Source organism: Rhodoglobus galactosidasius (assembly GCF_054957775.1).
Genome location: NZ_JBQIAV010000001.1, coordinates 478,285 through 497,754, shown reverse-complemented (window position 1 = coordinate 497,754; position 19,470 = coordinate 478,285). Strand labels below are relative to the sequence as shown.

21 protein-coding genes are annotated in these 19,470 nt (G+C 60.7%); 13 read left to right on the top strand and 8 right to left on the bottom strand.

Translation table 11 applies throughout. The features are described 5' to 3' along the window. Positions 1-151 precede the first annotated feature (151 nt). The 3 genes from ACTJJW_RS02555 to ACTJJW_RS02545 are packed head-to-tail and all read left to right on the top strand — an operon-like array spanning position 152 to position 1,935. Positions 152-298, top strand: a complete 147-nt coding sequence (locus tag ACTJJW_RS02555; RefSeq protein ID WP_462642466.1) for a hypothetical protein — start codon at positions 152-154, stop codon at positions 296-298. A 30-nt stretch (positions 299-328) separates the two neighbouring features. Further along, positions 329-880: an orotate phosphoribosyltransferase gene (pyrE, locus tag ACTJJW_RS02550; RefSeq protein WP_462642465.1), complete on the top strand. Its 552-nt coding sequence runs from the start codon at positions 329-331 to the stop codon at positions 878-880. Beyond that, on the top strand, positions 877-1,935 hold the full coding sequence (locus ACTJJW_RS02545; protein WP_462642463.1) for a septum formation family protein: 1,059 nt from the start codon (positions 877-879) through the stop codon (positions 1,933-1,935). The genes pyrE and ACTJJW_RS02545 overlap by 4 nt, the downstream gene beginning before the upstream one ends. A 5-nt stretch (positions 1,936-1,940) precedes the next feature. Here ACTJJW_RS02545 and ACTJJW_RS02540 read toward each other — a convergent pair whose 3' ends face one another. Both ACTJJW_RS02540 and ACTJJW_RS02535 read right to left on the bottom strand, forming a co-directional pair. Continuing rightward, positions 1,941-2,717: an HAD-IIA family hydrolase gene (locus ACTJJW_RS02540; protein WP_462642462.1), complete on the bottom strand. Its 777-nt coding sequence runs from the start codon at positions 2,715-2,717 to the stop codon at positions 1,941-1,943. Continuing rightward, entirely contained in the window at positions 2,714-3,574 is an 861-nt protein-coding gene (locus ACTJJW_RS02535; RefSeq protein WP_462642461.1) for a DNA-methyltransferase, read from the bottom strand. Before ACTJJW_RS02535 ends, ACTJJW_RS02540 begins: the two co-directional genes overlap by 4 nt. A 50-nt stretch (positions 3,575-3,624) precedes the next feature. Here ACTJJW_RS02535 and ACTJJW_RS02530 point away from each other — a divergent pair, with 50 nt between their 5' ends. Next, positions 3,625-4,311 carry a TrmH family RNA methyltransferase gene (locus ACTJJW_RS02530; protein ID WP_462642483.1) on the top strand — a complete coding sequence of 229 codons (687 nt, stop codon included), beginning with the start codon at positions 3,625-3,627 and terminating at the stop codon, positions 4,309-4,311. A gap of 11 nt (positions 4,312-4,322) precedes the next feature. Here the strand turns inward: ACTJJW_RS02530 and ACTJJW_RS02525 are convergent, their stop codons facing one another. Genes ACTJJW_RS02525 through ACTJJW_RS02515 form a run of 3 tightly spaced genes read right to left on the bottom strand, consistent with a single transcriptional unit; the run spans position 4,323 to position 7,474 of the window. Then, entirely contained in the window at positions 4,323-5,207 is an 885-nt protein-coding gene (locus ACTJJW_RS02525; RefSeq protein WP_462642459.1) for a carbohydrate ABC transporter permease, read from the bottom strand. A gap of 2 nt (positions 5,208-5,209) precedes the next feature. After that, positions 5,210-6,187, bottom strand: a complete 978-nt coding sequence (locus ACTJJW_RS02520; protein WP_462642458.1) for a carbohydrate ABC transporter permease — start codon at positions 6,185-6,187, stop codon at positions 5,210-5,212. Positions 6,188-6,235: 48 nt separating this feature from the next. Next, positions 6,236-7,474 carry an extracellular solute-binding protein gene (locus tag ACTJJW_RS02515; protein ID WP_462642457.1) on the bottom strand — a complete coding sequence of 413 codons (1,239 nt, stop codon included), beginning with the start codon at positions 7,472-7,474 and terminating at the stop codon, positions 6,236-6,238. A gap of 350 nt (positions 7,475-7,824) precedes the next feature. Between ACTJJW_RS02515 and ACTJJW_RS02510 the strand changes: the two genes are divergently transcribed. From ACTJJW_RS02510 to ACTJJW_RS02485, 6 genes are read left to right on the top strand one after another with little or no spacing between them, the layout of a single operon-like run. Further along, a complete protein-coding gene (locus ACTJJW_RS02510; RefSeq protein WP_462642455.1) occupies positions 7,825-8,730 on the top strand; it encodes an SIS domain-containing protein in 906 nt (301 codons plus the stop codon). Beyond that, positions 8,727-9,710, top strand: coding sequence for an ROK family protein (locus ACTJJW_RS02505; protein ID WP_462642454.1), 984 nt, complete (start codon positions 8,727-8,729; stop codon positions 9,708-9,710). Before ACTJJW_RS02510 ends, ACTJJW_RS02505 begins: the two co-directional genes overlap by 4 nt. Further along, positions 9,707-10,669, top strand: a complete 963-nt coding sequence (locus ACTJJW_RS02500) for a 1-phosphofructokinase family hexose kinase (protein ID WP_462642453.1) — start codon at positions 9,707-9,709, stop codon at positions 10,667-10,669. The genes ACTJJW_RS02505 and ACTJJW_RS02500 overlap by 4 nt, the downstream gene beginning before the upstream one ends. Beyond that, positions 10,666-11,508 (top strand): class II fructose-bisphosphate aldolase, encoded by an 843-nt coding sequence (locus tag ACTJJW_RS02495; protein ID WP_462642452.1) that lies wholly within the window; start codon positions 10,666-10,668, stop codon positions 11,506-11,508. The genes ACTJJW_RS02500 and ACTJJW_RS02495 overlap by 4 nt, the downstream gene beginning before the upstream one ends. Then, positions 11,509-12,309: a DeoR/GlpR family DNA-binding transcription regulator gene (locus ACTJJW_RS02490; RefSeq protein WP_462642451.1), complete on the top strand. Its 801-nt coding sequence runs from the start codon at positions 11,509-11,511 to the stop codon at positions 12,307-12,309. It begins immediately after the preceding gene. Next, positions 12,306-13,559, top strand: coding sequence for an NAD(P)/FAD-dependent oxidoreductase (locus tag ACTJJW_RS02485; RefSeq protein ID WP_462642450.1), 1,254 nt, complete (start codon positions 12,306-12,308; stop codon positions 13,557-13,559). Before ACTJJW_RS02490 ends, ACTJJW_RS02485 begins: the two co-directional genes overlap by 4 nt. Before the next feature lie 18 nt (positions 13,560-13,577). On the opposite strand, the gene ACTJJW_RS02480 is transcribed toward ACTJJW_RS02485, so the two are convergent. Next, on the bottom strand, positions 13,578-13,919 hold the full coding sequence (locus tag ACTJJW_RS02480) for a protealysin inhibitor emfourin (RefSeq protein ID WP_462642448.1): 342 nt from the start codon (positions 13,917-13,919) through the stop codon (positions 13,578-13,580). Positions 13,920-13,962: 43 nt separating this feature from the next. Continuing rightward, positions 13,963-15,072, bottom strand: a complete 1,110-nt coding sequence (locus ACTJJW_RS02475; protein ID WP_462642447.1) for a M4 family metallopeptidase — start codon at positions 15,070-15,072, stop codon at positions 13,963-13,965. Positions 15,073-15,233: 161 nt separating this feature from the next. Between ACTJJW_RS02475 and ACTJJW_RS02470 the strand changes: the two genes are divergently transcribed. The 3 genes from ACTJJW_RS02470 (at position 15,234) to ACTJJW_RS02460 (ending at position 17,740) form a co-directional block, all read left to right on the top strand. Then, complete coding sequence (locus tag ACTJJW_RS02470; RefSeq protein WP_462642446.1) at positions 15,234-16,520, top strand: adenylosuccinate synthase; 1,287 nt, start codon at positions 15,234-15,236, stop codon at positions 16,518-16,520. An 87-nt stretch (positions 16,521-16,607) separates the two neighbouring features. Continuing rightward, complete coding sequence (locus tag ACTJJW_RS02465; RefSeq protein ID WP_462642445.1) at positions 16,608-16,790, top strand: hypothetical protein; 183 nt, start codon at positions 16,608-16,610, stop codon at positions 16,788-16,790. Continuing rightward, the gene (locus tag ACTJJW_RS02460; RefSeq protein WP_462642443.1) at positions 16,787-17,740 is read left to right on the top strand and encodes a DMT family transporter; all 954 of its coding nucleotides are present in this window, start codon (positions 16,787-16,789) and stop codon (positions 17,738-17,740) included. The genes ACTJJW_RS02465 and ACTJJW_RS02460 overlap by 4 nt, the downstream gene beginning before the upstream one ends. Before the next feature lie 76 nt (positions 17,741-17,816). Here the strand turns inward: ACTJJW_RS02460 and pgm are convergent, their stop codons facing one another. Continuing rightward, a complete protein-coding gene (gene pgm / locus ACTJJW_RS02455) occupies positions 17,817-19,451 on the bottom strand; it encodes a phosphoglucomutase (alpha-D-glucose-1,6-bisphosphate-dependent) (protein WP_462642441.1) in 1,635 nt (544 codons plus the stop codon). Positions 19,452-19,470: the final 19 nt, after the last annotated feature.

Here is a 19,470-nt window from a genome sequence, read left to right as displayed (position 1 = left end):
AGGAAGAAGCCGAGCCGAGCTACTACGACACCAACACAACAGCCGAAGAAGGCCTCTGGGCCAGATCAGGATGGACCGGCCGGGCATGACACGCCCAAAGCCATCCACACGTTTTGGCCTATAAGCCCGAAGCGCGGCCTAAAGTCAGAGCATGCATCATCCATCCACCCTCCTTGACGAAGCGGCGGATGCAGCAGATCGCCTCGACCAGCGCACTGCGGTGATTGTGTCCCTGTTGGCCCTCGCAGGCGTGACGATTATTGGCATCATGGTCATCCTGAGCGAAACTGTCCTCTAGCACTGCGCAGCACATGGGTATTCTGTAGGAGTGACCGACGCCAAGCAGCAGCTCATTGACTACATTTCCGCCGATGCCGTATTCCACGGCGACTTCACGCTGACCAGTGGCAAGCAGGCGAGCTACTACGTCGATTTGCGCCGGGTGAGTCTCGATCACCGCGTCGCCCCGCTGATCGGCCAGGTGATGCTTGATCTCATCGCCGACATTCCCGACATTGCCGCGGTCGGTGGGATGACGATGGGTGCTGATCCTGTTGCCGCCGCGATCCTGCACCAGGGTGCCGCACGCGGCGCAAGCTATGACGCTTTCGTTGTGCGCAAGGAGCCCAAGGATCACGGCCGCGGTCGTCAGGTCGAGGGCCCTGAGCTCGAAGGCAAGCGAGTGATTGTGCTCGAAGACACATCGACTACGGGTGGATCGCCGCTTGCTGCGATCGAAGCCTTGGAGAAGGTCGGCGCGATCATCGCCGGCGTTGCGGTGGTCGTCGACCGCGACACAGGAGCGAAAGAGCGCATCGAGGCGGCCGGGTACCCATACTTTTCTGCGATCGGGCTTGGTGATCTGGGGTTGAGTTCGTGACTCCTGGCGATAACTCCTCGGGTGCTGACGACGAGCAGCAGCCTCACGAGCCACCGTTCAATTGGGGGCTGACTCCGACCGAGCCTGAGCCGCCTGAACTGCCCGAGCTCGTGCTTCCCGACTCTGAGCCTCCCGGGCTAACCGAGCCGCCGCCCACCGAGGCACTGAATGCGGCCGATCTGCCGACCGAAGCAATTAACTCCGCCGATCTTCCAACGGCGGCGATCAACTCTGCCGACCTTCCGACCGCCGCAATGGATCTGCCGACGCGACGCCAGCTCCGGATGCCCGCAGCGGTGGATTCCGCGCTGGAGGGCGCAACAGAGGTTATTGGTGCGCATCCGGTTTCGGCTGCAGGGCCAGAGGACGAGTCCGTCGAGCATGATGCGGTAGGCGCGCTTTTCGGCGACGAACAATTTGTTGAGTACGAAGAGCTGCCGCGGGGTGCTCTGGTTCCCGCAATGATCAGCCGGCCGCGTGCACCTCAAGCACCTCGGCCGCCGATCCCGCGCGGGCAGCTATTTGCGATCTCGATTGCCGCCGGGCTTGTTGCCGCGCTTGCCCTAGCCACGCTGTTCTTGGCTGGGACTCGGATTGGCGACTCGATTGCGCCAGCCGCGGTCGCCACGCCAACACCGACCGACACTGCGAGCGTCGCGCCGACAGTGGGGCCGCTTCCGGTCGGAACGTACGCGTGGAATGAACTTCTTGGCGGCGAATGCCTCGAGCCGTTCGACACAGCGTGGCAAGACGAGTACACGGTTATCGAGTGTGCGCAGCCGCACGCGGCCCAACTCTTGACGGTAGGCCGCTTTGATGATGCCGTCTCCGCCCCGTACCCCGAGGTCGACGATCTCGTGGCGCGAACGAGCTCGTCGTGCTCGACCGACGCGGTCATCAATTTTGCTGCCGCAAAGTCTTTCACCGACCTTGAGCTGGTGGCGAGTTTCGCGCCAAACGCTAGCGACTGGGATGCCGGTCAGCGCGACTATTACTGCTTCGCGACCCGAAGCGGCGACGAAGCGCTCACCGAGTCAGTCGCGCAACCGGAGTGACGGCTCTACTTGTTGAGCAGGTCTGCCACGCTGTCGAGTACCTCATGCGGGCGAAACGGGTAGCGGTCAATCTCTTTCTGATCGCTAATTCCGGTCAGCACGAGCACTGTGTGGAGCCCGGCCTCGATACCGGCGACAATGTCGGTGTCCATACGGTCGCCGATCATTCCCGTTGTCTCGCTGTGCGCGCCGATCTTGTTGAGTGCTGAGCGGAACATCATCGGGTTTGGCTTGCCGACGATGTACGGTTCCCGGCCGGTGGCTTTCGTGATGAGAGCTGCTACCGCACCAGTTGCGGGCAGAGGGCCGTCTGCGCTGGGGCCGGTGGCATCCGGGTTAGTTGCAATAAACCGGCTGCCATTGCCGATCAGGCGAATCGCTTTAGTGATTGACTCGAAAGAGTAGTTGCGGGTCTCACCGATCACAACGTAGTCGGGGTCGGTCTCCGTCATGATGAAGCCGGCTTCGTGCAGCGCGGTTGTGATGCCGGCCTCGCCGATTACGAAGGCGCTACCGCCCGGGATCTGTTCCTTCAAGAAGTCTGCTGTTGCCAATGCGGAGGTCCAGATGGCGGATTCCGGAACGTCGAGTCCTGAGGACTTGAGTCGTGCGCTCAGGTCGCGGGGCGTGAAAATCGAGTTGTTGGTGAGCACTAAGTAGGGCTTATCTTCGTCTCGCCACTGCTGCAGGAGTTCTGCTGCGCCGGGCACCGGGTGGTTCTCATGAACGAGAACGCCATCCATATCGGTGAGCCAGCATTCGATTTCGCCGCGATTGATCATGCGCTCATATTAGCGAACACGGTCTCGCTTGAGAGACGACGGGTAATAATTTCGATCGCGGCGGGATTCTGCTCGACCAGCACCACGCGCCGTTTTAGCGCTTGAGCGACGGCGCCGGTTGTGCCGCTGCCGGCAAAGAAGTCGAGTACCCAATCGCCAGGTTGGCTGGATGCCTGAATAATTCGACGCAGGATGCCTTCCGGTTTCTGGGTGGCATAGCCGGTTTTCTCTTTGCCGGTCGGCGAGACGATGGTGTGCCACCAGACATCAGTAGGCAGCTTGCCGCGCGCCGCCTTCTCTGGTGTGACAAGCCCCGGAGCCATGTAGGGCTCACGGTCTACTTGCTCATTGTTGAAGTAGTAGTCCTTGGGGTTCTTGACGTAGACGAGGATCGTGTCGTGCTTCGAGGGCCATTTCCTGGTCGCGCGGGCACCGTAGTCATAGGCCCAAATGATTTCGTTGAGAAAGCTTTCTCGGCCAAATAGTGCATCGAGGGCGACCTTGGCGTAGTGCACCTCTCGAAAGTCGAGGTGCAGGTACAGGGTGCCGCGGTCGTCGAGCAGGCGCCACGCTTCCTGAAGTCGTGGTTCGAGAAACTCCCAATAGTCGGCGAACCTGTCGTCATAGGAGTAGAGGGCGCCTTTGACTGTCTCGTAGGTGTTGCCCCCGAACCCGACCCTGGCACCATCTGTCGATCGCTTGGTCGCTATGGCTTGCCGCGATTGGGTGCGGCCTGTGTTGAATGGCGGATCAATGTAGATCAACCGAAAGCTCTCATCGGGCAGGGCAGCGATCGCGGCGAGATTGTCGCCGTGCACTACAAGATCGGGGCCAGTGGGCTGCCAAGGCGGTTGCATTATCTGAGATTAACAGTCGTTTGCGTCCGCGGCGAGCTGAGTGCTGCATGATGCGCGTCGAGCGGTACGAAAGCCGGAGCCGCGACGACTATCGTGGAACGGTGACTGAACCGAACCCCAGCGTCGAGCTGTCGACCAACGGGGTGGGGCCGTGGCAGGGCGAATTGCCCACCGATCCCCACTTTGACCCTGCGCTGCTCGAACGTGGCGATAGCCGCAATGTGATCGACCGGTACCGCTACTGGACGATGGAAGCAATCGTTGCCGATCTTGACGTGACGCGGCATCCGTTCCATGTTGCTATCGAGAACTGGCAGCACGACATGAACATCGGCTCCATCGTGCGCAGCGCCAACGCGTTCGGTGCCGACACGGTGCACATCATCGGGCGTCGGCGTTGGAATAAACGCGGCGCCATGGTCACTGACCGCTACCAGCACGTGCTCCATCATCCGGATGTCGCAGCCTTCGTGGAGTGGACCGCAGCCAACGACCTGCCGATCATCGCGATCGATAATGTGCCCGGCAGCGTCATCATCGAGACCTTCGACCTGCCCAATCGTTGCGTGCTGCTGTTTGGACAGGAGGGCCCTGGGCTGTCGCCCGAAGCGATCGACGCGGCGACGGATGTTGTGGAGATCAGCCAGTTCGGTTCGACCCGTTCCATCAACGCTTCAGCCGCGGCCGCCGTAGCGATGCACAACTGGATCACTCAGCACGTCAGCTTCTCGGGCTAACCCCGAACCGGTTACTTGACGCTGCCCGCTGTCAGTCCGCCAATGAGGCGCTTCTCGATGAGCATGAAGAGAATCACTACCGGAACGATTGCGACGATGGAGACGCCGAAGACGTACTGCCACGAAGTTTCGTACTGCCCAACGAACTTGGTCAGTGCGACAGAGAGCGGTTGGTTGCCGGCTGTCGAGAGAATTACCAGTGATGCTGCGAACTCGTTCCAGCAGGCGACGAAGGTGAACACAATGGCCGTGACGATGCCCGGCCAGACCAGGGGCAGGTTAATCGTGAACAGAACGGTCAATCGTCCAGCTCCGTCGAGTTGAGCTGCCTCGTCGACTTCCTTCGGTATTCCCGCGAAGAAGGCGTGCATAATCCAGGTCGCGAAGGAGAGGTTGAAGGCAGCGTTGATCAAGATCATGGCGAGCCAAGTGTCGATCAAACCCAGCCCGACAAACTGCCGGAATAGACCAGACGTGAGCACAGCGGGCTGAAGCATCTGCGTCACGATGACGAGAAACAGGAAAACCATGCGACCCGGAAAAATCGTTCGTGCGGTGTAGTAGGCGGCCGGCATCGCAACTAACAACACGATCAGCGTCGCAAAGACGGAGATGATGATGGTCGAAATGAGGTTCTGACCCACCGGCGTTTCGGGGGTGGACCACATCGTGATGTAGTTTTCCCAATGCCATTCGGTGGGGAAGTAAGTGGGTTCTACCGACCTGATCTGCGACTTGGTTTTCACCGAACCAAAGAACATTATCGAATAAGGCAGGATGAACACGAGGAGCACGGCTAGTCCCGCAGACATCCGCAGTATGACCCGGCTGAGCGGGACCTGATCTTCGGTGTAGCGACGTTTGCGAAGACGTGGCGTCGTTGACGTTGCAGACATCCTTAGATTTCCTTCATTGGCTTGACGACTCTGATGTAGATCGCGACGATCATGATCACGATCAGGAACGCGACGACCGAGAGTGCGCTCGCGACATCAACTTTGTGCTGATTTTGGATGTATTTAAAGATCATTGTCATGATCGTGTCGGCGTCGTAGCCAGGAATTGACCCGGTCATCACCTTCAGAATCGGCAATGAGTTGAAAACATTGATGATGTTGATGAGCACTGCTACCGCGAGCGCGCCGCGAAGTTGCGGAAGTACGACTCCAAAGTAGGTGCGCGCCGGCCCCGCACCATCCATCTTGGCGGCCTCGAGAACGTCACGAGGAACGGTCTGCAAGCCCGCCAGGATTGTGTAGGTAGTAAAGGGGAGCGAGACGAAGATGGCAATGGCAATCGACCACGCAAAAGCGGTCTCTGGGTTTCTTGTCCAGCCAAACCCTTCCGCGCTGGTGACCAGCCCGACATCGACTAAGAATTTGTTGACGATGCCAAAGTATGGTTCGAGCCCGTAGTAGACAACCATCGTGGTCATGACGACGGATGCTGCCCACGGAATGATGACTGCGAGTCGAACGATTCGCCGACCAGGGAAAGCCTTGTTGAGTAGTTGTGCGAGTCCGAGCGAGATGAGCACGCTCGCTGCCACGACAGACACGACCCAGACGATCGTGCGGAAGAAGATGGGCCAAAAGTAGGTGAAGGTGAAGACTTCAACGTAGTTGTCGAAGCCGACCGAACCCTTGTCGAGGCCAGAGATCGAGATGTCTCGCGTCGAGTTGTAGAACATTACGATGGCGGGAAAGAGCACTACGCCGAAGATGAGGACGAGTGCTGGACCTATCCAGGGAAGCGCGGAGACGGTGTCTCTCCAGCCTGACCGGCTACTCCCCGAGCCTGTGGTTGAGTCGGTGGGGGTGCGGCTGTTGGTTGCCGCACCCTCACCAGTCGGTGGCCTATCAGTGGTTGTGCTCATGATTCGGTCACACCGATCTCTTAGTTGATTTGCTACGGAAGAGTGAGCCTAGCCAGCGTCTACTCGGGCCTGGATTTCGGCGAGTACATCTGCTGCGGGCTTGCTTTGTAGCTGGCCGAAGAGAGCCTTGAATGCGCCGTCAGCAGCAGACCACTTGGGGTTGTTGCTGGGGTAGAACTTCGCGTCCGGCAGCACCTCAAGGAACGGCTGGAGAGCTTCTTCGCTGTTGAGTACTTCTGCGCCTGATTTGGTCGTCGGCAGGAACCCTTCGGCCTGTACCCACGGTACGTAAACGTCGGCGGTGTAGAAGTAGTCAAAGAACGCAGTGATCGCTTCTTGCTTAGCTCCGTCATTCGTGAACGCCATCAGGCGGTCGGCGACACCCAGGGTCAGCCCGCTGCCGTCCTTGGTGGGAATCGGAACGATGGAGTAGTCAAGATCGGGGTTGCCCTCGGCAATTTGACCAACTGTCGGTGGAAGCCCGACCTGCATACCAATTTTTCCCTGAACAAAGATGTCCATGAGCGGCGAACGGTTCGTCGATCCGGCATCTGCTTGAGTCGCACCGGCATCGATCATTTTCTTGATCTGCTCGGCACCGACCAGGTTTGCCGCGGTATCGATCGTCAGTTCGGAGTCGTCACCAAACGTTCCACCGGCACCCCACATCCAAATTGCGGCTTCTGCTTGCGCTTCTTCGGAGCCGAGTGGCATACCGTAACCGGCAACTCCGCCTCCGAGCTCTGAGATTTTGGTTGCGGAGTCGAGGAGCTCGTCCCACGTTGTCGGTGCTGAGACGCCAGCTTCTGCGAGCAACGCATTGTTCACGAAGAGGGCGCGGGCGGAAGCGATGAAGGGCAACGCGAACGTTGTTCCGTCAATCTGTTCGTTCTTGATGAACGAGGTCTGGAAGTCGCCGAAAGTGTCGGGCGACGTTACTTCTTCTACGTCGTAGAGGAGGTCGTCTGCGGCAAAACCGGCGGAAGGCCCTCCGTTATAGATGTCCGGTGCTTCTCCGCCCTGGATCTTGGTAGCGATAACGCTCTCCAAGTTGTCCCACGACTGGACCTCCAGGTTGACCTTGATGTCAGGGTTCGCGGCTTCGAAGCCGTCAATGACGTCTTCCCACAATCCCTGGGTGCTATCGGAATAGCTGGGAACGAGAAGGTCGAGTGTTGTAGCCCCGGATGCGTCGCCGCCTCCGGTGCCGAAACCACACGCTGACAGCGCCAGTGTGGTAGTTGCCGCAACAGCGATTGCTGAAGCTAGGCGCGAAGACTTGTTCATTGGTGCTTCCTCACTTAGTGAATGGCGCATCGTCGCGTCAAACAGCCTCGCGCGACTTTGCGTGTACGGCAACAACACTCCGAGTGTTACCCGGTGGTGATTGCTGAGTGTTTCATCGATTAACCGATCAAAATAGTTCACTCGACGCAAGGAATCTATGCGGATAAGAGCGGTTCGTCAAGGGGTAAAGTGGGAATTCTGGACAAAATTTCCTGAAAACCCTTGATTTTGCGGGGATTCGCCGTGATTGCGAAGAATGATTGATAGACACCTATTGCAATCATCTGCAATCATTGAAATAGTCGCACTTGTCGACCGACGACAGCGTTTCTCGCTACTTGGAGCCAATTATGAGTGAACTTTCCGCGGGCCACACCAGTCATATGGGGGCCGAACTGGCGTCTCAGCCAGAAGCGTGGGCGCGCGCACAGGACCTGCGCGATGCACGGGCGTTGCTGCCCAGCGACGGTCAGCGGGTTGCGGTCGTCGGCTGCGGAACGTCCTGGTTCATGGCGCAGTCGTACGCAACACTGCGCGAAGCAGGAGGGCACGGCGAAACGGATGCCTTTACTGCGTCCGAGGCATTTGTCGACCGCGGCTATGATGCCGTCATTGCCTTGACGCGATCAGGTACGACCACCGAAGTTCTTGACCTCCTTGACGGTCTTTCGTCGAAGGTTCCCACCATCGGAGTCGTTGGAGACGACAGCTCACCACTCGTCGACGCTGTCGACTCAGTAATCTCGCTATCATTCGCGGACGAGAAGTCGGTGGTACAGACACGATTCGCTACTACGGCGCTGGCTCTCTTTCGTGCCTCGCTAGGTCACGACCTCACGTCAACGATCGCTGACGCAGAAAAAGCATTAGCCGAAGAGCTGGCACCGAGCCTGGTCGACGCAGACCAGTACAGTTTTCTTGGCACCGGTTGGTCCGTAGGGCTCGCACATGAAGCAGCGCTCAAGATGCGAGAAGCATCACAGTCCTGGACCGAGTCGTACGTGGCGATGGAATATCGCCACGGCCCGATCTCAATCGCCGCACCCGGTCGGGTTGTCTGGACGTTGGGAGAATCACCTGTTGGCCTCGATGAACAGGTTGCAGCCACCGGAGCTCACTTTGAACGAGGTACCCTCGACCCCATGGCAGAACTGGTGCGGGCACAGCGAGTGGCTTTGGCTCGAGCAGTAGCTCTCGGCCTTAACCCGGATGAGCCGAGAAACCTTACGAGGTCTGTCGTACTCGACCCCAAATGAGTGAGTCGCGTCGGGGTTCGCCGTTGCAGCTTGGCGTAGGGGCTCCAGTGCTTGCTTTTGACGTGGGGGGAACTGACACAAAGTCCGCGCTGATCGATCACGACGGTCGCGTTTTAGGGTTGAAAAGGACTCGCACGGCAATAGGCGACGATCCAGCCCAAGCCGTTGCGCACTCCCTCGGGGAACTTGCGAGAGGATTGCGCGCAGAGTTTCCGACGGTCCACCCCCAGAGCGCCGGAGTCGGCGTTCCCGGGCTCGTTAATGAAGCGGCCGGGATAGGGGTGTTTGCTTCGAATCTGCGCTGGCGAGATGCCCCCATCCGCGATCTCGCAGCTGACGCGATCGGGCTTCCCGTTGCTTTCTGCCATGATGTGCGCGCTGCAGGCCATGCCGAACTAATGCTTGGCGCTGCACGCGGCTTTCGCAGCGTAGTCGTGCTGACGATCGGCACAGGAATCGCCGGCGCCATAATCGTCGACGGCAAGCCTTACGCGGGTGACGGTTTTGCCGGGGAGTTCGGGCACTCGCTCAGCGATCCCAACGGCGAGCGGTGCTCCTGTGGGGCAATCGGTTGTCTCGAGACTGTTGCCTCTGCTGGCGCAATTGCTCGCCGCTACACGGCCGCAACCGGCGTCACCGTGGCTGGCGCAAAAGAGGTACTGGCTGCTGCCGAGAGCGGAGACCCTGCCGCGCGATCGGTGTGGGATAACGGTGTCGACGCGCTTGCCGATGAGTTGGCGCGCATCGCTGCGATGCTGGCACCCGAAGCGATCGTGATCGGGGGCGGGCTCTCTCGAGCAGGCTCAATCTACCTTTCCGCGCTCGCGGAACGAATGGACAGTCGATTGAGTTTTCACCGCAGACCGCAGTTGCTGCAAGCCACTCTTGGCGACGACGGTGGATTATTTGGAACAGCACTTGCCGCCCGCGAAATGACCGACGCAGCGTCGTCGCACCCACGCGATGGCGGTGCCGCATGATCATCACCGTCACCCCCAATCCGGCACTTGACCTCACCTGGACGGTCGATCGTCTTGTGCCGGGGAGCAGTCACCGCGTACCAGCAGGTTCCGTCCGGGCGGGAGGTAAAGGTCTCAACGTGGCCAGAGTCCTCCACAGTGTCGACATTCCAGTGCTTGCCTTCACCACGGCAGGGGGGCCCACGGGCGATGAGTTTCTGACAAAGCTGCGAGCAAGTGGTGTTCCGCACGAAGTCTTGCCTGTCTCCGCCGAAACACGTCGCAGCATCGCAATAGTTGATCACGCCACGGGGCACGCAACTTTGCTCAATGAGGTTGGCCGTCGCCTCAGCGATCGTGAGCAAGAACTCTTTGACGCTGCGGTAATACGGCTCAGTTCGTCAGGTGACGTCGTCGTGATCAGCGGCAGCTTGCCCGCTGGATTCGCACCCCAAGGTTTGTCACGATTGATCGCCAGCCGAATAGCAGCAGGATGCAGGGTCATCGTTGACACCGGCGGCGCAGGTCTCATTGCTGCCGCGCGAGCGGGAGCCCACGCGCTTAAACCCAACCGCGAAGAACTGGCAGACGCAACAGGCTTCCGAGACCCGTTAGACGGAGCTCGATCGCTGATCGCACTGGGCGCGCGACTTGTGCTGGTGTCGCTCGGCGAGGAGGGGCTCACCATCGTGACCTCGTCGTCAAGCGCTGACGACATCAGTGCACGGCTTCCGGAGCCGGTGCAAGGAAACGCGACAGGCGCCGGGGATGCTGTCGTTGCGGCACTCGCGCAGGCGTGGTCCGAGCATCCTGAGCTCGATCATCCGGAGCAGATTGATGCTCGAATCACCCTTGCTCGTCGAGCCACTGCCTGGTCGGCATCCGCAGTGCTCATGCCTCTCGCCGGTGAGCTCTCGCCACGGCACCACGAACTTGAAGATGTCGTTGCTGTATCGCCGCCGCACAAGGAGACCCGATGAGCCTGACCCCGACCCAAGCGCTTCTTGATGCAGCCGTTCGCCGGCAGCGAGGAGTGGGTGCCTTCAACGTCATTCACCTAGAAACTGCGGAGGCGATCGTCTCCGCCGCCGAAACAAGCGGGCTGCCCGTGATTCTCCAGCTCTCCCAAAATTGTGTGAAATATCACGGCAACTTCACGCCGATCGCTCGCGCGATGTTGGCGATCGCCGAAGAATCAACGGCAATGGTCGCAGTGCATCTCGACCACGCCGAAGACCCGGACCTTGCGTACCGTGCCATTGATAGTGGGTTTGGGTCGGTCATGTATGACGGTTCAGCGCTGTCCTACGCGCAGAACGTCGAGACAACGCGTCGTGTGGTCGAATACGCACGCGCCACAGAGACTCTCGTTGAAGCTGAACTCGGCGAAGTCGGCGGCAAGAACAAGCCGCACGACCCCGGAGTGAGAACAGACCCAATCGAGGCACGCGAATTTGTGGCCGAGACGGGGGTGGGGTCGCTCGCGGTAGCGGTCGGCTCGTCACATGCGATGACCGAGAGAGTTGCCGCGATCGACCTCGACCTCATCGCGAGCTTGAGCGCTTCGGTCCCGGTACCGCTTGTTTTGCACGGTTCATCCGGGGTGAGCGACGAACAGTTAGTATTGGGCATTCGTGCCGGGCTGACGAAGATCAACGTTTCGACTCACCTTAACGCGGTCTTCTCCGGAGAGGTGCGTCGGTACCTCGCCGAGAATCCCGAGGTAGTTGATTCGCGTCGCTACATCGCTGCGGGGAGAAGTTCTCTTTCCGCAGAGGCGCAGCGCCTACTTGAGTTGTTTGAGAGGACAGGCCAATAGATGGTTGCCGATCAGTCTCGTGCCGATCGCTTTGATGCGATTCTTTCGCTCCTCGCAGAAGACGGCAGAATCGACGTTGACCGTATCGTTCACACGCTTGAGGTGTCGCCGGCGACGGCGCGACGAGACTTGGATGCCCTAGCATCGCAACAACTACTGAGCCGCACTCGAGGTGGTGCGGTTGCACACTCGGTGGCCTACGACCTGCCCATCCGGTACCGGAACCTGCAGAACAAAGAAGCAAAGGCCGCTATTGCTCGGGTAGCCAGTGAGATGGTTCCGAAGGGCGCAGTCGTAGGGCTCTGTGGTGGCACGACCGCCACCGCGATTGCCGATGCATTAATGTCGCGCAGTGACATCATGGAGTCGTCAACGGCTCCCAACTTGACCGTGATCACCAACGCCGTCAACATCGCGGTTCAACTAGCCGTTCGCCCCCAGATCAAAACAGTGGTCACCGGCGGTGTCCTGAACACCCGAACCTATGAAATGGTCGGCAGCTATGCCGAAGCGGTCATGCGTGGCGTCACTCTGGACTTTGCTTTCGTTGGCGTCAACGGGCTCTCCGCTCTGTTCGGCCCCACCTCTCATGATGAGCGCGAAGCCGCGATCAATGCGCTCATGGCGAGCAGGGCCGAGCGTCCTGTAATCGTTGCGGATTCATCGAAACTCGACAAACGAACATTCGCCTCAATCGGGCCGCGAGACCTTTTCGCGACAGTGATCACAGACTCGGGTGCCAGCAGCGCCCAGCGACAAGGCCTCAGCGACTATGGTTACGACGTGGTGATCGCTCAGTGACGACTCAATCCCCTGCCCGAGTAGTAATCGTGGGTGCCGGAATGGTCGGGCTCTGCACGGCCTGGTTTCTGCAGGAACGTGGCGTTGAGGTCACTATTCTTGACCGCACGGGTGTTGCTGCCGGATCGTCATGGGGCAATGCAGGCTGGATCGCTCCGGCACTGACGCTTCCCCTTCCTGAGCCGTCGATTTTCCGCTTCGGAGTGAAAGCTATTGTCAGCCCTTCGTCGCCGGTCTATGTGCCGCTCGCCGCCAACGCGACTCTGCTGCGCTTTCTTGCCGGCTTCGCTCGCCACTCGCTGCCGGGTGCGTGGCGCAAGAACATGACGACGTTCGCCGAGATCAACAAGTGGGGTCTCGACTCCTTTGATCGCCTGGAGGATGGCGGAGTCGCATCCTCTCTCACCAAGGCGGACCCATTCCTCGCGGCGTTCGTCAACGAACGCGACCGGCAAACAATCGTGCACGAGTTTGATGAGGTTGCCGCGCGCGGCGGTCACGTCAGCTTCACGAAAATCACGGGCGACGAGCTGCGCGAGATTGAGCCGAGCGTCTCGGGCATGGTGACCCACGGGCTGCGCATAGAAGGCCAACGCTTCATCAACCCTCCCGCGTTTATGGAAGTGCTTGCGGCATCCGTTCGCGCACGGGGTGCCCGCATCATTGACGGCGCAAACGTCACCGGTGTGCGCGATCTCGGTACCGATGGCATCGCTGTTGATGTTGACGGTCAGGATGCTGTGCACAGTGACCAGGTTGTCATTGCCACCGGAACGTGGCTTTCTGGGCTCGCTCGCCAGTTTGGTGTGCGGCAGGTTGTGCAGGCCGGTCGCGGCTACAGCTTCAGTGTGAAGCCGCCCGTGATTCCCACGCACCCGATCTACTTGGCTGCCCAACGCGTAGCCTGCACGCCCCTCGGCGATCGGCTGCGAGTGGGAGGCATGATGGAGTTCCGTCGGGCTGATGCACCCGCCGACCCCCGCCGCATCCAGACCATCGTCAATGCTGCGAGCCCCATGTTCGACGGCGTCGACTGGGAAGCGCGCGAAGAAGAATGGGTCGGGTCACGCCCCTGCACCGCCGACGGACTGCCGTTGGTTGGCCGCACACGCTCACCGCGAGTGCACGTTGCCGGCGGTCACGGCATGTGGGGAATCGCCCTCGGTCCATTGACGGGGCGGATGCTCGCAGACTCCATCACCGGTGGCGACAAGCACCCCCTGCTCGACGCCTTCGACCCGCTGCGCTAGTAACTTCCCCGTGTTGGGTTAGCGCTCGCCGTCTAGTTCGTCTGTTGCCTCTTCGGAGACTGGCTCGGTGGTGTCTGGGCTCTCAGCGCCACCGGGGCGTTTCTGGGCATCGCGCACTCGGTCGACGAGTTCACGCCACGGTCCGACGAGCTCTTGTTCGGGGATGACCGCTTCGTGTGGTTCGCAGTGGATTTCGTAGATGTAGCGATCGGGCATCGTGATTGTTGCCGGGCGCTCGTCCCAGGGTAGTTCGGCAATGAGTATGTACCACTGTTCGGGGTCGGGTTGTTCATCGACGACAACATCCCACTCGACGCGTCGACCGAGTAGCCCGCCACTGCGCCACACCTGTACCTTCACACGTGCATGCTATCCGGTCGCCTTGGTTATCCCTTGGTAGTGACTATCCGGCGGTGGTGATGCCGACTAGGGACCAACCTTTGACGACGGCCTCGTGCTCGGAGGAGCCGGAGCCGAATCGCGCCACGGCGGACTCGACTGTTGCGGCGGCGAATCTGGAGAAGTCGCTGCGGGGCGGCAGCAAGCTCCCGGTGAGGGTGTCGTACCAGATCATCCCGGCGCGTTCCCAGGCGTAGCCGCCGAGGGTATCGGCGACGCTCCAGAATGCGCGGTTGGGGATGCCCGAGTTCAGGTGCACGCCGCCGTTATCGTCTAGGGTCTCAACGTACCCGTCCAGATGGTCGGGCTGTGGGTCTTTTCCGAGTACGTCGTCGTCATACGCGGTTCCCGGTGCCTTCAGCGAACGCAACGCGTTGCCTTCCACCTCATCGGTGAAGATGCCCTCGCCGATGAGCCACGACGCATCCGCCGCGCTCTGCCCCAGAGTGTATTGCTCCACGAGGGCCCCGAACACGTCGGAGACGTGTTCATTGAGTGCGCCGCTCTGACCGTGATAAATCAGACCAGCGGTGTACTCGGTCACCCCGTGGGCGAGTTCGTGGCCGATCACACTGAGCGAGCGGGTAAACCCGTCGAAAATTTCGCCGTCTCCGTCGCCAAACACCATCCGCTGTCCGTCCCAGAACGCGTTGTCGTACAGCGTGCCGTAGTGCACCGTGGCGTCAAGCGGGGCGGAGCGGTCGTTGATCGAGTCGCGCCCGAACACCTGCCAAAACAGCGCAAAGGTACTGCCCAAGCCGTCGTAGGCTTCGGACACCGAAACATCGCCTGTGTCCGGTGCTCCCTCGGCTCGCACTAGAGTGCCGGGCAGGGCCTCAGTGCCTTGGGCGTCGTAGATTGACCGGCTGATCGTTCCGCGAACCGCCGGCCGATCATGGCGCAGTGATCTCGGCGGCAGCACGCGTTCGCTGCGACCATGGTCAAGGTGGTCGTGGCCGACGTCGAATAACGACCGTCGGGCGGCTTGCGCAGCCCGCTCGAAACGTGGATCCTCCAGCGTCGCGATTCGCGCTAACAAAAATGGGGGCACGATCGAGCAGAACGGTCGAGGAGGTGCGGTGGGCGAGACCTGTCGATGAGGTATCTGAGACATGCTTCATGCTGACACGCACCACCGACGCTGGCGGTAGTGGGTCGCGATTCCCACGGAGTCTTCAGGAACGCTCGCCACGCAAGAAATCGCCAGCGACAAGCGAAACACCGCTCTCGGGTAGACTGAGGTGTAATCCCCCCACTTCTTCGAAGGGATCCACTATGCCAGCAATCGTGATCATCGGCGCCCAATGGGGCGACGAGGGCAAGGGAAAAGCAACCGACCTCCTCGGTAGCCGCATCGACTACGTCGTGAAGTTCAATGGCGGTAATAACGCCGGACACACCGTCGTTATCGGCAGCGAGAAGTATGCGCTGCACCTTCTGCCGTCGGGCATCCTCACCGAAGGCGTTACCCCGATCATCTCCAACGGCGTCGTCGTTGATGTCGAGGTTCTCTTTGACGAGCTCGACGCTCTCATCGCCCGTGGCGTTGACGTCTCGAAGCTGCTGGTAAGCGCCAACGCGCACGTCATCACCAACTACCACCGCACCCTCGACAAGGTGACCGAACGCTTCCTTGGCAAGCGTCAGATCGGCACCACCGGTCGCGGAATTGGTCCGGCCTATGCCGACAAGATCAACCGTGTTGGCATCCGCATTCAAGACATTTTTGACGAGAACATTCTTCGCCAAAAGGTTGAGGGTGCTCTCGACCAGAAGAACCACCTGCTCGTCAAGGTCTACAACCGCCGCGCGATCGAAATCGAAGAGATCGTCACCGAACTGCTGAGCTATGCCGACCGTCTGCGCCCCATGGTCGCTGACACCGGACTGCTGCTCAACCAGGCTCTCGACAAGGGTGAAGTTGTGCTCTTTGAGGGCGGCCAGGCCACGATGTTGGATGTCGACCACGGCACATACCCGTTTGTCACGTCATCCAACTCCACCTCTGGTGGCGCGGCTACCGGATCTGGCGTTGCCCCCAATCGCATCGAGCGCGTCATTGGAATCGTCAAGGCATACACGACGCGTGTTGGTGCCGGACCGTTCCCGACGGAGCTCGAAGACGAGTCGGGCGACTTCCTGCGCGAGAACGGCTTTGAGTTCGGAACCACTACCGGGCGCCCGCGTCGCTGTGGTTGGTACGACGCCCCCATCGCTCGCTACTCGGCGCGCGTCAACGGTGTCACCGACTTCGTTCTCACGAAGCTCGATGTGCTCACGGGCCTCAAGACGGTTCCCGTCTGTGTCGCCTACGACGTTGACGGCACTCGCCACGATGAGATGCCTGTCTCGCAGTCAGACTTCCACCACGCGGTGCCGATCTACGAAGAGTTCCCCGGCTGGGACGAAGACATCACCGGCGCACGCAACTTCGACGATCTGCCGAAGAACGCGCAAGACTACGTGCTCGCCATCGAAAAGATGAGTGGCGCACGCATGTCAGCAATCGGTGTTGGCCCGGGCCGCGACGAAATCATCGTTCGTCACGACCTCATCGACTAAAAATTTCTAGAGGCCAATCGGCAAGTGCTGGACTGGATGTCTGATTTCCGCGTGTGCGTTGTCTGCGTGGGGTGCGAAGATTTGTGAGTGACCGTAACGCGCCCACAGCCCCGCACCCTTCGGGGAACCCACGTCTCCGTTGAGCCGATGACAGTACAGCATCTGGCCGCACTGTGGCCTGCCCTCGCTGTGCCCGATTCCGCACGAGCCGCCGCGGTGCGCATTGCGGAACCCGTCACCGCACCGCCCGAACAGGAGCCACGCGCGTGAGCGCCCCCGTCGCCTCGCCGACAGGAATCGAGAAGCACGACCACGCATCCACTCTCGGCACCAGCTTGCGGTTTGCGGGCGCTGGGCTGGTGTGGGGCTCCAGCTTCCTGTTCATGAAAATCGCTCTGGATGGCGTGAGCTTTGGGCAGGTCGCCTGGAGTCGGGCCGTGCTTGGCGCTCTCGCGCTCGTAGTGGTCTTCGCGGTCAGTCGCCGCAAGCTGCCGCGCAACCCCATCGTGTGGGCGCATTTCACGGTGCTGGCATTCCTCTTTGCTGTGTTTCCTTACCTACTGTTTGCGTGGGCGGAACAGTATGTGAGCTCAGGGCTCGCGAGCATCTACAACGCGACGACCCCGATCATGACAGCAATCTTCGCGACTCTCGTGTTTCGGGTAGAGAAGCTGACGCGCTCGCAGATTGGCGGCATCACTCTCGGAATCTTTGGCGTTCTTGTCATCATCGCGCCTTGGCAGGCAGGCGATCTCGGTGGCAGTCTGCTCGGCCAACTCGCTTGTTTAGGTGCGGCGTTCTGCTACGGCGCGGCTATGAGCTATCAGCGGCGTTTCGTCGCCCCCTACCGAATCCCCGGTGTCACCTCGGCAACCATGACCATCGGAATCGCGGCCGTCATTTACCTGCTGCTGACCCCCGTGGTCGCGTTAGGTCCGGTAACTCTCACCCTGCCGGTCGTCGCCAGTCTTCTCGCCGTCGGCGTGCTCGGCACCGGAATGGCCTACGTGTGGAACTACCGAGTTCTTGCCGAATGGGGCCCCACCCGCACCTCAACCGTCACCTATATCACGCCCGTGATCGGCGTCATCCTCGGAATCGTTGTTCTCAAAGAAACCCTGTCATGGCACGAACCTGTGGGGGCCCTCTTGGTGATCCTGGGTGTGCTGCTCACGCAGGGCAGGTTGCGGTGGCCAACAGGTAAGGATCGCACGCTCTAAAGTCGTTGTTTGGCAGGAGGAGATCAGGCTCACAACGATCAAAATGGTCGGTCACAACCTAGATCCGAGGCCCACCTCAGCCGTTGAGGGCCGTATCCACGATCGACTTCGCCTCGGCCTGCACCTGGAGCAGATGCTCGGCGCCCTTGAACGATTCGCCATAAATCTTGTAGACATCCTCGGTGCCGCTCGGACGGGCGGCGAACCACGCGAACTCGGTGGTCACCTTCACCCCGCCAATGGAGGCCCCATTGCCCGGTGCCTCCGACAGCTTGGCGGTGATCGGGTCACCCGCGAGCTCGGTAGCCGTGATCGCGGCGCCGCTCAGGTTGCCGAGTCTGGCTTTCTGCTCCTTGGAGGCCGCGGTATCCACTCGCTCATAGGTGGGGTCACCGAACTCTGCGACAAGCTCGGCGTAGAGCACAGACGGTGTTTTGCCCGTGACCGCGAGAATCTCGCTCGCCAGGAGGGCGAGCAGGATGCCGTCTTTGTCCGTCGTCCACGCCGTGCCGTCTTTGCGCAGGAAGCTCGCGCCGGCGCTCTCCTCACCACCGAAGCCCACGGAACCGTCGACGAGGCCGGGAACGAACCACTTGAAGCCGACCGGCACCTCCCAGAGGTCGCGGCCCAATGAGGCGGCCACCCTGTCGATCATCGAGCTGGAGACGAGGGTCTTGCCGATCGCGGCGTCCTGGCGCCATCCATCGCGGTGGGTGTACAGGTACCGGATGGCGACGGCCAGGTAGTGGTTGGGGTTCATGAGGCCGCCGTCGGGGGTGACGATCCCGTGACGGTCAGCGTCTGCGTCGTTGCCAGTGAGGATGTCGTATTCGTCGCGTCGAGCGACGACCGAGGCCATCGCGGATTTCGACGACGGATCCATGCGGATCTTGCCGTCCCAGTCGAGAGTCATAAACGACCACGTCGGGTCCACGAGGGGGTTCACTACGGTCAGGTCGAGGTCGTACTTCTCAGCGATCAGCTTCCAGTAGTTGACGCTGGCGCCGCCAAGTGGATCGGCGCCGATGTGAATCCCGGCCGCACGGATCGCGTCGATGTCGATGATGTTCTCGAGGTCGTCGACGTAGTTTCCTCGGAAGTCGTACGTTCCGGCGGGCGTGGTCCCTGCTGACGACGACTCGGCCCGCTTCACGTCGTGGCTGCCCGCGGCGATGATGGCGTTCGCTCGATCGGCAATCCAGCCGGTGGCGTCGCTGTCTGCGGGCCCACCGTGCGGCGGGTTGTACTTGAAGCCGCCATCACGTGGAGGGTTATGGCTCGGCGTGATGATGATTCCGTCGGCCAAGTCATCACGGCCAGCCGCGTTGTACTTAATGATCGCGTGGCTAAGGGCCGGGGTGGGCACGAAGTCGTCGAACTCGTCGGCCAGCGCCTGCACACCGTTGGCCGCAAGCACATCCAGCGCAGTCGTCTCTGCCGGGCGCGACAGCCCGTGAGTATCGCGACCGATGAACAACGGTCCGGTAATTGACTGCGACGCACGATACTCGACGATCGCCTGCGTGATGGCAGCGATGTGCACCTCGTTGAACGCAGTGTCGAGCGACGAACCTCGGTGGCCGCTGGTACCGAACACGACGCGCTGCTCGGGGATGGAAACATCCGGAACTAGCGCGTAATACGCCTGCACCAGCTCGGGCACGTCGATGAGGTCGGATGCTTGGGCTGTCGTGCCTGCGCGATCGTTCATGCGCCCCATTCTGACATCC